Below are 15,285 nucleotides of genomic sequence, written 5' to 3'. Positions count from 1 at the left end.
CCTGGTCAGTAACTAAATAGATAAAAAATGACTAGGATTCAGGCTCTGGGAGGACGGTCGATACCAGGTTGTAAGTGAGAGGGAGGGAAAGGACGATATGCAGCTAGTGCCATCTCGCCAAATTTACCTAAATGGCTATCAGTATTTTTAAATAATACGATATGGGTAAAATGCCCGTGACAGGAGCAGCAATGGTCACAGTTGTCTGTACCTGCGTTGTCTGCAGCATCTTTATCTGGCTGGCAAACACTGGAGTCCTGAACACACAGTTCATGGTGTGATTCTGAGGCGCTTTCAAAGAAGCTATCAAAAGCAAACGCATCTGATGCAAACAAAAACAACTGTGCAAACAGCATCAGGGCGGTAATCACCACCTTGCTGTTTTTTGTGTTGTTTTGATGCAATTTCATTGCGTTCCTCGTTCTATCGGCTGCAATAACCTATTAGCTTTAGCGCCAAAGATCAAGTGGAGGCGCAAGTCATATTGAATTTTGTGGACATTACAACAAAGTTTTATGCACAAAATAAGTACGTTCAGTAATAGATAAATAAATAAAAACTAAAAGATAACTAATAGCGCCCCTCTACAGCCCAAGCATATTAAGGGCTTCACAGAAGATAGAACTTTTTTGATACACAAACAAAACTTTTTTCGTACGTTGATAAATCGATTTCAAACCTTTCTCGTACACGAACAGCACTTTTTTCGTACACACGGCGAACTCATTTCGTACACAGCGACACCCGCACGTACAGGCCTTGCCCAATTACCCAATTTGAAGGATGTCATGAAGCCAGTTGTAGTGGTTGAACCGCAGTTTTTCCGCTTCTGAAGGCTATTCCTTTTTCCTTTACCTTAATAGAGCATGTTGGTAGGCAGTAGATCACGTGCCTGAGAGCCTTGATGACTTTAGCTTTAAATTCGTACAGGTTCTTGCATTTACTTCTTTGGCTATGAAATACAGCTTCCAGAATTGCCCAAGGAATGAAATTACTTTCATTATTGCCCTCTTTATTCATAGAGTAAGCTTTCATATTTAAAAACAGATACAAATCGATTCCTAGTGGCGATCTCCGCTGAAAAAGTAATTGAAGTGCTCTAGAGTCTACAGGCATGGATTTTTTCACATCACTAATTGAGAAAGGTTTGGTTGTTCCTTTCGTATACATTTCTGCTGCCGTAAACCGCTCTTCGTTGGAGATCTTCATATCGAGGGCTGAGCGGAAACTAGAATAGAAGCTTGTCAACTGGCTAGATCCACTTTGCTCTCTTCCCACAACATCGAAAAATGCTTGTCGTTGAGACTTTTTAAGTTCTTCCTCAATTACTTCTTCGATTCCCGTTGTCTTCTCAAGTTTTGTGAATTGAGTTTGCCAGTAACAAATACTCATTCGCCCAAATGTGCCACCTGGAATACCGCTTTCGCATTCCAACTTTAAAGTTCGCCTGGCGTTTTCTTTTTCAGCCCATGTTATCGGTATGGTTTGCTTTTGGTGCAAAGGTAGTAGTACCGGATCAATAAGCACTGTCGGGTAGTACGCTATATATTTTTTGGGGACATCTTCGCAAAAAGATAACTCCCGGATTAGTTCGCTTGCGGATTTCATTAGCTATTTACATCCTATACGCAAACTAACCGCTTGTTTTCTGACTATCTATCCAATTGTCAAAATCTTTGGAAGGAAAGAGTAACTTCCCATTCATTTTTATGTATGGGGGGACGGGGTTTTGCTCACCATATACGCGGTTTCTGTATATGCGATTGTATATGGTTCTTTTACTTGAGCGGAGTATGGCCGCTACCTCTTCTAATAAATAGAAGTCAGGCTTTGGTTTTAAGTGTCGGTTCATCACAGTAGTTACCTCTGTTCACTGGTAATGTTCAATGCTTACCGATGAAACTACAACGCAATGAGCAACGGGGTGGTCGAAAAACTAGGGTGACTTTAAGGGGGTTTTTCTGTTTTTAGGAAAAAGCGACATTAAGCTGCCAATTTGAGGCGTAGCTTTGATTAAAAAATAAACTGTGAATTTGGCATGCCAAATTCAAAAATGGAAAAGTCAGGCCTGAACAGCGGCTTTAATGCTGTTTATTCACCTTTAGATGAAATAAACACGCAAAGAAAATGACAACGCCTAGAATTAATGCGCAGCCAGCAAGTAAAGGTCCCATAGTTAGATTCTCCCAGCTTTAATTGCATCAAAAAGATCGTGCTTAAGTTTGTCATAGCGTCGGGTAGCTCGAATAGCCAAAACCATCAATACCCAAACCTGAAACCATTCATATGCTGTCATGTCAGCCTCTTACTGATTTAGTGCCTGTTTTTTCATTAGTCAAAAAAAGACCGCTCAAAATTAGGCATGCCTAATTTCTATAGATAGGTATCGTAAAGCTCGCCTCGCGCCTGAGCGTCCTCAGCCTCTTCACGAGTCATGTGCTCACCATCAGCGATAACATTTCCCATACCATCATCCAGCTTATCCAATTGTTCATTTCCTTTGCTGTCTGTTCCATCACTGCCAAAAAAGGCGCTTACGATGAATAAAGCGACAACCGCTAAAATCCCTAAAAAACCTTCGAATCCCATTTTTACCTCCACGCTCAATTTGGCATGCCAAATTGATGGCTAAGTATTCCTTAGTATCTAGGTGCTATTAAAGCTAAGAAAATCTTAGTTTTCAATAGCAGATGTCGTACACCAATTGAAAGCAAATGATGGTTCGCCGTTCCCAATACGGTTAAAACAGGCAAGAACAAGGGTAGGTCTATCCCAAAAGCAATTAGGGATACAGGCAGGGATGGACAACTTCGTAGCGTCTGCGCGCATGAACCAGTACGAGCGCGGTGTTCATACACCAGACTTTAAAACGGTGCTGTCCTTAAGTGCAGTGCTGAACGTGCCCACTGCATTTCTGTTTTGTGTAGAAGATGATTTAGCTGAAGCGATATTGGAGTTTCATCAAAACAGACAATAGCGAAGTATCGTGACCCCAATAATAAGCCTTTTCATGTTTTTCTATATTTCCGTCTTATTTGCCTGATTGCCTCGTAAATTTTGCTAAGAACCCACCCGTAAAACAGAGGCATCATGAGCAATATCCCTCTCTTTTATTCGGGCGCTCCGCCGCCCGCTATGTCGAAGTCGAAAAATCGCCTTCAACATAGCGGGCGTCTGGGTTCTGGTGCTTACACGCAGAATTTTATTTGCAGATTGCATCCTGATTTATATGCAGGTAATCTTTAAACCACTAGCCCGTTCGGGCAACGAAAAAAGTCGGCGCTCTCCAGCTGCCGTTTCCACGTAGTGAGGCACCCTCACGTCCTTCTATATATGTCATGCCGCGCCGCATTTTTGGCGTTCAAGTTCGGCGCTTAGTTGCTGCCGTTTCTATCTATTTTGATTTTTAAATCCCAGGCGAGATCGGTCCGAGCCTTGCGTTATGCGCTAAACAGGGGCGAATAGGCTTAAGTGTCGCTGAGCTGATTACAGCCAGTTAATCTTACAACCTAAGGAATGACATAATGTTTAATGAAGTACATGAAGTGTCTCAGCTCAAAGCCGAGACCCGACTAATCGCCAGAAAGCGGCATAAGCCGTCGAAGCTAGACAAGTACAGTGTTCACTTACGTAAACTCTATGAAGAGGGCGCAAGTAAAGCGGAGCTTCAGCGCTGGCTTGTTCGTAGAGGTGTTGTAGTAAACTGGACCACGGTGAAACGTTGGCTGAACAGAAATGCCTAAGTTCGCCAAAGCAGAAACGCAGGCAGAAAATGTCGTTAAAGGGCTGACAAAAGCAAGAATTATCAAGTCATATGGTACAGCCCGTAATTACGAACAAGCTCTTAAGACTGTAGCCAAGTGGACAAAGGAAAACAAAGTAAACGGGCTTCAGTCACTGACACCAGACGTTGCCAGGTATTACCTTGAATACCGAGCGGAAGCTGTAGGGAAGAAAGCTCTTGATATGGAGCGCCAAGCCATTCAGGCAATGATGCAAATGAATGGAAAACTTCCCCCTAAAACAACCTTATATCGTGTAAAGTCAGAGCTGGACGAAATTAAAAGGTCCAGAGCCTACACATCGGCACAGGCTCAAGCAGTATCCGAACATCAAAGTGAAACGCATCAACTTTCCACCCAAATTGCGTATGCTGCCGGATTAAGAGCACATGAGCTCCTAACGCTTGCCAGAGCAGAAGAACGAAATCCTGACAAACGTCCCGCGTTACACTCAAAATGGGTTGGGCGGGAAGGTCAACTGTACACGGTTCAAGGGAAAGGCGGGTTGGTACGCCACGTACTAATTCCTAACGACCTGGTCGAACAGCTCGAACAGCGCCGATTTAGTAATCCAGTGACCGTCAAAGACCGAAAAATTAATTATCTCCAACGTTATGATATTGGGGCAGGGAAGCGATGGTCCGACTCCTTTAGCAAAGCATCAAAACGCACTCTCTTTTTCTCTACTGGTGCCCATGGCCTGCGACATAGCTATGCGCAAGAGCGTATGAGCGAATTAATCGCGATAGGATTTAAGCGAGCTGTTGCTCTGGAAACTGTTTCACAAGAGATGGGTCACTTCAGGCCTGAGATTACGGAAGTGTATTTGAGGTAGCTCCAAATGATTCATGCGGCATATTAATCTTCATTCTATTAGAGAGAGGAATTGAGCCAAAACTATTGGATGAATTTTGAGAGCTGCCCTGTTTGGGCGGAATAGACAGACTTTAAAGACTCGTGCAGTATAAATAAGGTGTGTATAGCGCTGCTAAGCATGGCTAACTTTCGAGGAAGAGAAATGTCTATAAATGGATTTACCGAAAAACAATTTGTATCAATTCTTAAGTCTCAGCTGTCCGTGAGAGCGCCAATAAAGTCAATTGAAAGGTTAGTTGGGCGAGACAAAGAACTAGAGCTTATTGCTGAAGCACTTTATGACGATGGTGGTCATGTATTCATTTACGGAGACAGAGGCGTCGGGAAGTCATCATTAGCCGCAACTGTAGCCTCTAAGTATCAATCAAAAGACAATGAGCCAATCCAAATTCCCTGTGGAAGAAATACCTTATTTTTCCAAACAATTGGAGAAATTGCAGAGCGCATTTTGAGAAGAGCAGGGGCTTCTAGCTCGACAGAAATAGAGCATAATTTCAGTATTAAAGTTTATAAACTCAAGATCAAAGATAAGTCTAAGGAAATTAAAATTCCTAAAATAGACTCAATGTTTAAAGCTGTTGATTTACTTGAAGAAATTCTAAATATACATTCTAGTGAACCAGTGATTGTAATCGACGAATTCGACCAAATTCAAAAACAAGAAGAGCGAGCTAACTTCGCGCACTTCATAAAAGACCTCGGAGATAGAGGCGTAAATGTAAAATTTATTTTTACTGGTGTAGCTTCATCGCTCTACCATTTGCTAGGTGACCATGAATCAAGCTTTAGGCAGCTTTTCACCTTGAAACTAGATCGCCTTTATTGGTCATATCGTGAAGAAATAACACTTAACGCAGTTAAGGCTTTCGGTCTTAAAGTAAACGAAGAAATCGTCCACTCAATCGCAAAAATAAGCAATGGATTTCCATATTTCGTTCACTTATTGACACAAAATTTACTATGGGCTGCTTTTAAGGATCGAGAACTTGTTAAGGTTATTTCTGACCACCATTACAAAGAGGCTATAAATAGGTCGATAGTGGGAATTTCTGGCAGGCTTCAACTTCCCTATGAAAAAGCCACTCTAGACAAGTCGCACGACTATCTATTGGCTCTGTGGGCTACAGCCGACTCTGAGGACTTCATTAGATATTCAGATAACATTTTTAAGTCTTATTTAAGAATTAACGAAGAAATCTTTGGGGCTTCTCCTGAAGGGAATGAAAAGCCGATGAACCAGAAGGAATTTAATAAAATTCTAGCTAAGTTTAAAACAAAGAGCTATGGCGAAGTTTTGGAACAGGTTGAAGGTAGAAGGGGGCTATTTTCATATAAGGAAAACTTACTGCGGGGCTATGTTGCATTAAAAGCTATGGATGCGGGAGTAGAGCTGAAGGGAGATGAACCTGACCAGCCAAAAATCTCTAGTGCAATGGCACGAGAAAAATTCTCCGGTAAGTTTGGTTTCAAATCGGCCTATCCTGGCGACCCAGCTTCAAAAATAAAATTCAGAAATGAGTAGTGACAGAGCATCAACCTATTTCTGGCAAAATGAATAGATTCAGCTTTAATGGGGTAGAGCCGTTTTATATCACTAACCTAAAGTGCATGGTATGCTAGCAAGTAGCACAGAGGTAGCACCAACCAAATCAGGTTAGTAATAACTATCGTCGAAGAGTAGGAAAAATGGTGGCCCCACCCTGACTTGAACAGGGGACCTGCCGATTATGAGTCGGATGCTCTAACCAACTGAGCTATAGGGCCATATTGAAGTGCGTTGTTATTGTTTTAGGTATCAATAACAAACGAGCGCAAGTATAAGCAGTTTTAATTACCTTGTCACGCCTAGGTTATAGGTTTGTGATTTGTTTGCTTTATTTTTGTTCACTCTGCGCCTCAAATTAAACAGTGAGTTCACTTTATTGCGAGTAATAATGGTATTCTGCAACAAAGTGCATGGCGTCGTTGTCGATACTCTATATGCGGTCACGCATCAAACGAATTGGCATGCACCACCTTAACCACTAGATTAAGCGGTCTTCTTTACCAATTACCAAACAATCACAGGAAGTATTTAATCAGATGAAAAAGTCTTGTCGCGCGCCTGGTATGTATTCTTTATTTATAGCTGCGCTTGTTATGCTAGCTGGATGCGATGTTATCAACTGGAAAGGAAGGGAGCCTGGTGAAATTCCCTTTAAATTAGTCGGTGTGGATACCGGCGCTTGTCCAATGATCATGAGTATAGGGCAACAGCGCTGGAATGTAGATTATTTTGGTTTTTACCTTAGCAAGCCTGAGCTTCGCATTGACGGGAGGTGGCAGCGGGTCAAGTTTAAGCAAACGCAGTGGCAGACGCCGAATGAAGCCTTGTTAAAGTTTCATAATAAATGCGTCAACCCCGATGATGCTAACAGCAAAATAGTTTTGGATGTGTCTGAGGAACTACTAATGTTGTCAACTAACCTCCGTTTTACTATGGGGCTACCTTTTGATGTCAATCACGCAAATCCATCCACTCAGCCATCGCCATTAAACGATAGTTCGATGGTCTTAAATCAGCGTGACGGCCACATGTTTCTGAAACTCGACGTTTCCAAAAGTGGAGACGCAACACATAAATGGTCTTATCATTTGGGAAGCGCTGGCTGTGACGCAGAAACGGAAAGTACCCCTCCAGAAAGCACGTGTGCATTTACAAATCGCGTGGAGTTCATACTGCCAATGACACAGCTTGATACCGATTTGGACCTAGAAGTTTCTGTGTCTAATATCGTCGCGCAGGTCGAAATCAACGAGGCGCCAAGTTGTGTTTCTGCGTCTTCTGAAATTACTCCATGTGACAAGCTAATCCAGAATTTGGTGCACAGACCATGGATAAAGTGGCAATAGGAATTTATGGTCATTGGATTTACTGGAAAACATGCGAAGGGCGACAAATAGCCGTTTATTGCTGCCTATGAGTAGTTTATACTCCGAAAATACATCTAAAAATGCCTATGTGTTGATTATTAACTTCGTGGTAGTCTTTAGCACTTACAAAATACGTTAATAATAAAAATTCAGGTACAAAGTCGCGGAGACGAAAATGACTGAAAAACCTTTTATTACAAGTGGTCGAAATACCATTATTCATAAAATCAGAAAGCTTGACCTATTGGTGACGAATGGAGACGATAACCCTCCAATTATAGTGACTTATAAAGGCATCAAGCAGTATGAAGGTAAGATTCCAGACAACAAGCGCGAAGCCAAAGCGATGGACATGGAATTGGTAGATGTTACCACTAGCGAAGTCTTCGGCGATGAAAAGACCTTGGTTTTTGTACAAACATTGAATGGCAAAGAATACAAGATAGACTACTCAAAGGTGGGCACGAGTATGTTTATCAAAATTCACCAAGACAGTATTTTTTAATATGAATGTTGCGTCACGCACACGTGTTGTTTGCGTGACAACGGGGGCGGGCTGCCCCCAGTTTATCTTCCCTCAAATAGCTCGTCACTATTCGATATATCCATTCAATTAAGTCCTAGTTTTATATTCTTATAAATATTGAATGAAATTGCGTTCGTACTAAGAACCTGTACAGCCCATTCCCCCCAATATCTCAATCACGCCTTAATGCTTTTCGATCCCATATTGCAGAGAATGTTGCAAAGTGTGTGTTAAGTTCGACTAATAGCTGTTTAGACCGTTAGTTAAACCTTCACTTTTGTGCGCTTGTCGCAACGTCTCAAATAGCGGTACTTTACCGCTTTTATCGCGTGATACGCATAAAGTTTCACTAGGGTAATAATGCGGAGGCAAAAAGAGGTCGTCACCGCGTTACCGAATATTATCAGAGGAACTTGTTATGTTTATGTCACGCCGTGTTACCCAACTTGCTTTACTTGGAATGACTTTGTCATTAGCTGCTACTACAGCCAGCGCTGCTTCTATCCCTAAAGAGCTAGAGAAAGACCTAATTTCGGTTTGCGAAGCAGTGAAAAGTGATAAACGTTTGAAGCTGCGCCGCGCTGTGAAAGCCACCGGTCTTGATATTAAAACCCTGCACGCGGGGCTGGTGTGTAATGGGCAAGATATGCTTTCTTTTGCAGTTACGCATGGTGCTGCTGTCAACGCGCAGCACATTGCTCGCAGAGTCAATGCAAGCCCAGGTGTTTTAACAGCAAAACGTTAATTGATGATAGTTAACCCTGACCATTGGGCTGCGTAAAGCGTAGCCCTTTTTTAGAGGTTTAGTTGCGTTCACTTTTCATTTTATGACGTTTGTGATCGTTGAGAATATAAGCAATCACCACGAGTACTGTTCGCACCGAAAGGGACCGCACATGATCGCACTGGTATTTTTACAATCTCTTTCTCTGCAAAGCGCGCTTTGTGAAATATTGGAAAAACAGGCCGTGTTTAGCCATGTTTATCGCGCAGATTCAGCAGGTCATTGTCTTGCGTTAGCTGAAAAGCATCCGCATTCCATCGGGTTTTACTCGGTTTCACCATCAAGTAGAAATCTGGCATCAAGATATTGGTTAGCCGTAGGCAGTCGCGACGAAGAGGCTTTGTTAGCCTTTTTTCATAATGCGTCGGGCTTCGTGAAAACGCCATTAGAAGAGACACAGGTTTTACGCGCAATTGAGTGCGTAAAAACGAAGTACTATTTTGACAAGCGAGATTTTCAATTCTCTACGCTTATACAGGGCTTATGTAAACAGTATGGTGTATCTGAACTCGCACTGTTGGCAAATTTACGACGGCAACTTTACAAAAATGCACCGCCATGTGTAATTGGGCTCCGCACTGATAACGGGTGGTTGTGCTTAAATCCAGATGATATTAAATGGATTGAAGCTGCGGGTGATTACATGTGTGTTCACACCTTGTCGGAACGCTATATTGTTCGTACCACGCTTTGTGATTTGCTGAAACGATTAGAAGGGCGGTATTTCAAGCGATGTAGTCGGTCTGTAGCCGTTAATGCTAAGCATGTGGCCCATATTGAACAAAAGTTAAGCCAGCAGCAGGTTGTTATGCAAAGTGGAGAAGCGTTTAAAATTACTGACAAATATTATTATCAGCTTTGGCATGAAGAAAGAGGAGAATATGAGTTGCCTTAATTGTCTGCCCGTTGATATACGACCATGGTACTGCTAGCGATTAAATACGCTTCTGGCTAAACTAAAACGCTGAATGCTGCAGGAAAGTCATGATAGGGAGAATGTGTGCAAAATGTGAAAGATGTCTTCATAGGAGCAGCGTCCGTTTTTGCGGCGTATTACCTCGGCCTTCTCATTGTTTCCGCCACATCCCTTTTTATTCCTGGCCCCCTGCTAGGGCTTTTTATTCTGCTAGGCGCCTTATTTTGTTTACCTCAGCTTGAATCTTGTGTGGCACGGGCAGTCACCGTTCCTTTGAAGCATATGTCCTTACTCTTTGTTCCTGCTGTATTAGGCGTAAGCGCATATTGGGGAGATATAAAGAGTAACGCATTGGCGATCATAATTGCTATTGTCATTACTACTTCATTTAGCTTGGGCATCACAGCGTGGTTCTCTCAGCGACTTTTTAATTCTAAAAAGACCAAAGCTATCGCTAATACTAAAAGCAACGGCCATTTAGATGATTGAAGCATTTAACCGCGCAATGAGCCTATCAGGTGTGTTTTGGCTGAGTATTTCTCTAATCAGCTACCTGATAGCACTGTGGGCAAATAAAAAGTGCAAGGGTCATCCGGCGGCACACCCAATAATTGTCACCGCGCTACTTATTTCTCTTGGGCTTTACTTGTCTAATACGCAAGTATCGGAATATCAACGCGCTGCGTCATTACTACATTGGTTACTAGGGCCAATAACGGTTGCGCTCGCATTGCCTATTTATCGTCAATGGCAAAAATTAAGGCACTTCGGGTGGCGTTTGTTTGCAAGTATTCTTTTAGGTGGAGTGCTTGCACCTGTTTCGGCGTGGTTAACGCTTTTTGTATTTGATACGCCCAGCGCTATACAATTTACTATGCTTGCCAAATCGATTACCACGCCCTTAGCGATGGAGTCTAGCGCGCAGATAGGTGGCATTCCTGCGTTAGCTGCGGTCTTTGTTATAGTGACAGGGATCGTGGGCGCCGTAATGGCTTCAGTAACGTTTTCCTTGTTCAATGTTGAAAGCCGCCAAGCACAAGGAATTGCGCTAGGAACCGTAGCGCATGCTGTTGGCACTGCAAAGGCTATCCAAATGGGTGAAGATGTCGCTGCGATGGCAACTTTGGGCCTATGTGTGAACGGCATTTTTACCGCGTTAGCGCTACCTGTCGTGTTTGGCTTATTCATTTAAAAGAAAACAGGTGCAAGTGTCTGAAGCTTTCAATGAATCGAGCAAGGCGCATCTTGCAGGTAAACATGCTCTAGATGTTGTAAAACTGGCTGGCAATATTCTCCAAAAGTGCTATTTCTTAGTGAGGTGTTTCGTATCACTATATGCATTGGGCTAATCGTATAAACATAGCGACGATCATGTCGGACGAACTAAGCGTCAATTCGATACTTTAGTTCAAGGCTATATTGCCGATATAGTGTGAATTGCGACAAAATGCCGGCGTCTGCTGGCTTCAAAAGCTAGGTGGTAAAAGAACTTAATGTTTTCTGTACTGGTTTGTGATGACTCGTTAGTTGCGCGAAAGCAAGTGGCAAAATGCCTTCCTCAAGATTGGGATGTTGCCGTGCATTTTGCGAAGAATGGGGATGAAGCCCTAAAGGCGCTCGCTGATGGGAAGGGCGATCTTTTGTTGCTCGACCTCAATATGCCTGTTCTTGACGGTTATGGCACGCTCGAAGGCATAAGGAAGCAAGGGTTAAAAACAAAAGTAATCGTGGTATCAGGCGATATTCAGCCAGAAGCTCACGAGCGTGTTACATCCCTTGGCGCGTTGGACTTTATTAGAAAGCCAGTCGACCCCAAAACATTAGCAGAAGTTTTAAACAAATATAATATTCTTCACAATGAGCAAGAACCGCAGTTAGAAGTATCTCCCTTAGATCCTGATATAAGAGATTGCTATCAAGAAATTACCAATATAGCCATGGGGCAGGCTGGTGATCATCTCGCTCGCACCATGAATGTATTTGTTGAACTCCCCATTCCCAATGTAAATCTCATTGAGGTTTCAGAGCTCCATATGATGCTCTCAGATATTGAAAGCCATGAGCAGGTGACCGCTGTTTGCCAAGGCTTTTTGGGGCCAGGGGTTAGTGGTGAAGCCTTGTGCATTCTGAGCGATTCGAGTTTTGATGATGTAGCAAAGATACTCAACGTTGAGGGCGAAGTTGATGATCAGCTTCAGCTAGAGCTGTTGATGGATGCCGCAAGCATACTTATTGGAACTTGTTTAACGGGCTTGGCAAACCAAATGGATATTAATTTTAGCCAAGGCCACCCCATCGTGTTGGGACAACACCGGGCTATTACCGAAATTATTGCCATGAACCAAATTAAGTGGAAGCGTACGCTTGCAATAGAATTAAGTTATGGCTTGGAAGGATACAATGTGCAGTGTGATTTAATACTGCTGTTTACTGAAGAATCGATGAAAATGATGAATTCTAAACTTGCCCACTTGTTGGAGGATTTCTGATGAGCCAACATTTAGATGAGTTGCTAGAGTTTCATTGGATGATGGATATGCTTCAGACTGTTGATGTAGGTATCGTCGTTCTGGATAGGGACTTTACTGTTAAGGTGTGGAATGGCTTTATGGAAAGTCACAGCGGCCTTCTACCCAGCGAAGTAAGAGATAAATCCTTATTTTCGTTATTCCCCTCTATTAAGCAAGATTGGTTTGTTAAAAAAGCTAAGCCGGTCTTCGACTTAAAAACGCGCGCTTTCATGACATGGGAGCAACGCCCCTATTTATTCAAGTTTCCAAATTATCGGCCGATTACAGGTAGCGAGTCGTTCATGTATCAAAATCTCACGCTTTCTCCTCTGACCTCCGCGACGGGCAAAGTAGATTATATCAGCATGATGATTTACGACATGACGGATGTAGCGGTCGGTAAGAAGCAGCTCGAGGCATTACAAGTGACAATGTCAGAGGCGCAAGAGGCGAAAAAAAGCTTCTCATAACCGCGGCAAACTGTTCGCTTTAGCGACAAACGGCTAATCAGCGATACAACCTACATCAAGTTTTTACCAGACACTGTGTTTTTCTCATCCTACGGTGCTATGGGAGTATGTATGCAATTTAACGTGTTTTCAGTTTCAGATAAGTGTTTTCGCGCTTTCGGTCGAGGGCTAATTTGTCTCGCGGGAATATTTATTCTGGCTGCTTGCGGCGGTGGCGGTGACGGCGATAATGCTAATGGCGGCAGCGGCAACCTTGTTGTTAACGCTGGTCCAGACGCTACAGTGACCGAGGGCGCTACGTATGCATTAAGCGCGCAAGTTAGCGGCGGTGACGGAACATACACTTATAATTGGACCGCTTCTCCTTCTCTTTCGATTACGCACGACGATACCAGTTCTTCCTCGGCGAGCTTTGTTGCACCTCGAGTAAATAGCGCAACGCAATACACGGTGACTGTTTCTGTGAATGACCAAAGCGGTAATACGGCAAGTGACTTTACCGTAATAACGGTGGCGCCTGTAAATATTCCGCCGCAAGCGAATATTACTACTCCCCATCAAAACGGCCTGCCTGCGGGAACGTTTCCAGGCGGCGTTGAGGTTATCTTAGATGGCACTGAGAGCCGAGATCCAGATGGCACAGATGAGGCGGTAGCAGAATATAGATGGTCTCAAACGGCAGGCGTTAATGTTATTACAGGTGTTGAAACAAATCTTCCAACCCTCACTATCGTGACGCCAATAGCAAACGAAGAGCAGTTGCTCTCTTTCCAGCTTGAGGTGACAGATTCTGAAGGCGCAGTCGATTCCCAAACGGTAACTATCAATGTGCAGTCTGAAACGGATACGCTACCCGTGGTGAGCGCTGGCGTTTCTCAAGGGGTGTTTAGCGGTGAAATAGTCATACTTGAAGGGGAAGCAAGCACGACTATACCAAGCGCTATGCCTCTTACTTATTTGTGGGAAAGAAGTAGCAACGTGACTGCTGGCAACGACGGTACAGCAAATCGTCCTATTGACGACAGCGATGCGCTTTCTACGTTTGCCATAGCACCTGCTGTGACAAGTTCTACAGTGGTTGCCTATACGTTGACGGTAACTGACGCCAATGGAAACAGTGTAGAAGATACAATAAACGTCCAAGTTCGACCCCTTCCAACGCCATTGATTAATGATACCGGTTTTTTACAGCAAGCGACGAACAATGCATTAACACAAGCACAGCAAAATGATTTTCCTGGCCAGGATGGACAAAGAGGCGCTGATGTTATTGAGCAAAATGGCCTTATTGAAAAAGCCGGGCGCGGCAAAGCGGGCTTTGATTTTACTCGCTTAAACGCCAATGGTGATGAGCAGGATGCTGACGCTGATTCTTGGTCATGTGTCCGTGACAATGTGACGGGATTAGTATGGGAAGTGAAGACTGATGACGGTACGTTTCAAGACAAAGATTTTACTTACTCGTGGTTTAGCGAAGAGGTAAATGGCGGGTTCGAAGGTGATGAAGCAGGCGCTAATGGCACATGCTTACTGACGAACTGTAATACATCAGCCTATGTTCAAGCAGTAAATGCTCAAGGATTGTGTGGCTTTTATGATTGGCGCTTACCTACTCACCATGAACTTTTCTCATTAATGCATTTAGGTATCGCTGCTGATGTTGCGATAGATGAAGACTACTTCCCTAATACAGGTGAAGTATCTACGGTACCTTTGTGGTACTGGACATCAGTACCTAGTGCTGATGGTGTAAATAGTGACGATGCACAAAATGCGTGGGCCTTAGACTTCGATTCAGGCGTTGACAACTTTCTCAATAAATCAACAGCTGGCCGGGTGCGTCTAGTCAGGGCAGGGAGATAGTGATGAATACACAAATGAAAGATAAAACGCGTATAAATAAAGTATTGTCGTCGATGCAAACGCTATTGATTGCAACACTGCTAACTTCAACATCAATGGCAACCTTTGCGCAAGAGTGCTTATCTGACGGTCTGGAAACAACGCCTAACGACAACTTTGAGGCAGTCACTACAAGTAGTTTACTGGATACCACTACCGATTTGGTGTGGAGACGCTGTGCAGAAGGGCAGACCTGGAATGGCTCGACGTGCAGTGGAGAAGCGGTGAAGTATACGTGGCAGCAAGCGCTCAAGTTAGCCCATGAAGCCAGTAATGAGGATTTACTTGGGTGGCGATTGCCTAATGTAAAGGAATTAGCAACACTCACAGAGCGAGACTGTGTCCGCCCAGCAATTAATAGCTCCTTGTTCCCCTCCACGCCTCCAGATGATTTTTGGACATCGACGCCATCGGCAGATGATCCTGACCGCGCGTGGGTTGTGGCATTTTTTAACGCGAGTCATTCTATAAAAGAAAAAAACCGATTTATTTATGTACGTTTGGTTCGAACCTTCACCAACGAATAAATTCAGCACATTGTTAACTATCTCAACTTAGTCTTTCGTCTAGTATCTAGGGTCAAGACTTTCTATCAATGAAGCACGC

18 protein-coding genes and 1 tRNA gene are annotated in these 15,285 nt (G+C 43.5%); 14 read left to right on the top strand and 5 right to left on the bottom strand.

Annotation, left to right across the window (positions count from 1 at the left end; genetic code table 11):
• Positions 1-38 precede the first annotated feature (38 nt).
• From GVO63_RS02755 to GVO63_RS02740, 4 genes are all read right to left on the bottom strand, one after another.
• Complete coding sequence (locus GVO63_RS02755; protein WP_076012109.1) at positions 39-410, bottom strand: hypothetical protein; 372 nt, start codon at positions 408-410, stop codon at positions 39-41.
• A gap of 376 nt (positions 411-786) precedes the next feature.
• Entirely contained in the window at positions 787-1,608 is an 822-nt protein-coding gene (locus GVO63_RS02750) for a hypothetical protein (protein WP_159578026.1), read from the bottom strand.
• Positions 1,609-1,633: 25 nt separating this feature from the next.
• Positions 1,634-1,852, bottom strand: coding sequence for an AlpA family transcriptional regulator (locus GVO63_RS02745; protein WP_076012107.1), 219 nt, complete (start codon positions 1,850-1,852; stop codon positions 1,634-1,636).
• 521 nt (positions 1,853-2,373) lie between these two features.
• Positions 2,374-2,589 (bottom strand): hypothetical protein, encoded by a 216-nt coding sequence (locus GVO63_RS02740; RefSeq protein ID WP_076012115.1) that lies wholly within the window; start codon positions 2,587-2,589, stop codon positions 2,374-2,376.
• 115 nt (positions 2,590-2,704) lie between these two features.
• Between GVO63_RS02740 and GVO63_RS02735 the strand changes: the two genes are divergently transcribed.
• The 4 genes from GVO63_RS02735 to GVO63_RS02720 all read left to right on the top strand — a co-directional run bounded on the left by GVO63_RS02735 (position 2,705) and on the right by GVO63_RS02720 (position 6,180).
• Positions 2,705-2,977: a helix-turn-helix domain-containing protein gene (locus GVO63_RS02735; RefSeq protein WP_076012106.1), complete on the top strand. Its 273-nt coding sequence runs from the start codon at positions 2,705-2,707 to the stop codon at positions 2,975-2,977.
• 547 nt (positions 2,978-3,524) lie between these two features.
• Positions 3,525-3,743: a hypothetical protein gene (locus GVO63_RS02730; protein WP_201284713.1), complete on the top strand. Its 219-nt coding sequence runs from the start codon at positions 3,525-3,527 to the stop codon at positions 3,741-3,743.
• Positions 3,736-4,617 carry a tyrosine-type recombinase/integrase gene (locus tag GVO63_RS02725; RefSeq protein WP_159578025.1) on the top strand — a complete coding sequence of 294 codons (882 nt, stop codon included), beginning with the start codon at positions 3,736-3,738 and terminating at the stop codon, positions 4,615-4,617. The genes GVO63_RS02730 and GVO63_RS02725 overlap by 8 nt, the downstream gene beginning before the upstream one ends.
• 183 nt (positions 4,618-4,800) lie before the next feature.
• Complete coding sequence (locus GVO63_RS02720) at positions 4,801-6,180, top strand: AAA family ATPase (protein WP_159578024.1); 1,380 nt, start codon at positions 4,801-4,803, stop codon at positions 6,178-6,180.
• Between the two features lie 165 nt (positions 6,181-6,345).
• Here GVO63_RS02720 and GVO63_RS02715 read toward each other — a convergent pair.
• Positions 6,346-6,422 (bottom strand) — tRNA-Ile (locus GVO63_RS02715).
• Positions 6,423-6,740: 318 nt separating this feature from the next.
• Here GVO63_RS02715 and GVO63_RS02710 point away from each other — a divergent pair.
• From GVO63_RS02710 to GVO63_RS02665, 10 genes are all read left to right on the top strand, one after another.
• On the top strand, positions 6,741-7,550 hold the full coding sequence (locus tag GVO63_RS02710) for an MbnP family protein (protein WP_159578023.1): 810 nt from the start codon (positions 6,741-6,743) through the stop codon (positions 7,548-7,550).
• 196 nt (positions 7,551-7,746) lie between these two features.
• Positions 7,747-8,076, top strand: coding sequence for a hypothetical protein (locus GVO63_RS02705; RefSeq protein WP_159578022.1), 330 nt, complete (start codon positions 7,747-7,749; stop codon positions 8,074-8,076).
• Between the two features lie 439 nt (positions 8,077-8,515).
• Positions 8,516-8,842, top strand: a complete 327-nt coding sequence (locus GVO63_RS02700; RefSeq protein WP_159578021.1) for a DUF3718 domain-containing protein — start codon at positions 8,516-8,518, stop codon at positions 8,840-8,842.
• A gap of 151 nt (positions 8,843-8,993) precedes the next feature.
• Complete coding sequence (locus GVO63_RS02695) at positions 8,994-9,776, top strand: LytTR family DNA-binding domain-containing protein (protein ID WP_159578020.1); 783 nt, start codon at positions 8,994-8,996, stop codon at positions 9,774-9,776.
• Positions 9,777-9,881: 105 nt separating this feature from the next.
• Positions 9,882-10,286, top strand: coding sequence for a CidA/LrgA family protein (locus tag GVO63_RS02690; protein ID WP_159578019.1), 405 nt, complete (start codon positions 9,882-9,884; stop codon positions 10,284-10,286).
• Positions 10,279-10,989, top strand: coding sequence for an LrgB family protein (locus GVO63_RS02685; protein ID WP_159578018.1), 711 nt, complete (start codon positions 10,279-10,281; stop codon positions 10,987-10,989). Before GVO63_RS02690 ends, GVO63_RS02685 begins: the two co-directional genes overlap by 8 nt.
• A gap of 301 nt (positions 10,990-11,290) precedes the next feature.
• Positions 11,291-12,286 carry a response regulator gene (locus GVO63_RS02680; RefSeq protein ID WP_159494273.1) on the top strand — a complete coding sequence of 332 codons (996 nt, stop codon included), beginning with the start codon at positions 11,291-11,293 and terminating at the stop codon, positions 12,284-12,286.
• Positions 12,286-12,777 carry a PAS domain-containing protein gene (locus GVO63_RS02675; RefSeq protein WP_159494272.1) on the top strand — a complete coding sequence of 164 codons (492 nt, stop codon included), beginning with the start codon at positions 12,286-12,288 and terminating at the stop codon, positions 12,775-12,777. The genes GVO63_RS02680 and GVO63_RS02675 overlap by 1 nt, the downstream gene beginning before the upstream one ends.
• A 111-nt stretch (positions 12,778-12,888) precedes the next feature.
• Positions 12,889-14,640: a DUF1566 domain-containing protein gene (locus tag GVO63_RS02670; protein ID WP_159578017.1), complete on the top strand. Its 1,752-nt coding sequence runs from the start codon at positions 12,889-12,891 to the stop codon at positions 14,638-14,640.
• A gap of 2 nt (positions 14,641-14,642) precedes the next feature.
• Positions 14,643-15,206, top strand: coding sequence for a DUF1566 domain-containing protein (locus GVO63_RS02665; RefSeq protein WP_159578016.1), 564 nt, complete (start codon positions 14,643-14,645; stop codon positions 15,204-15,206).
• Positions 15,207-15,285: the final 79 nt, after the last annotated feature.

This window comes from Alteromonas sp. KUL106 (assembly GCF_009811415.1).
Taxonomy (GTDB): Bacteria; Pseudomonadota; Gammaproteobacteria; order Enterobacterales; family Alteromonadaceae; genus Alteromonas.
This window is presented reverse-complemented; position numbering and strand designations above follow the sequence as displayed.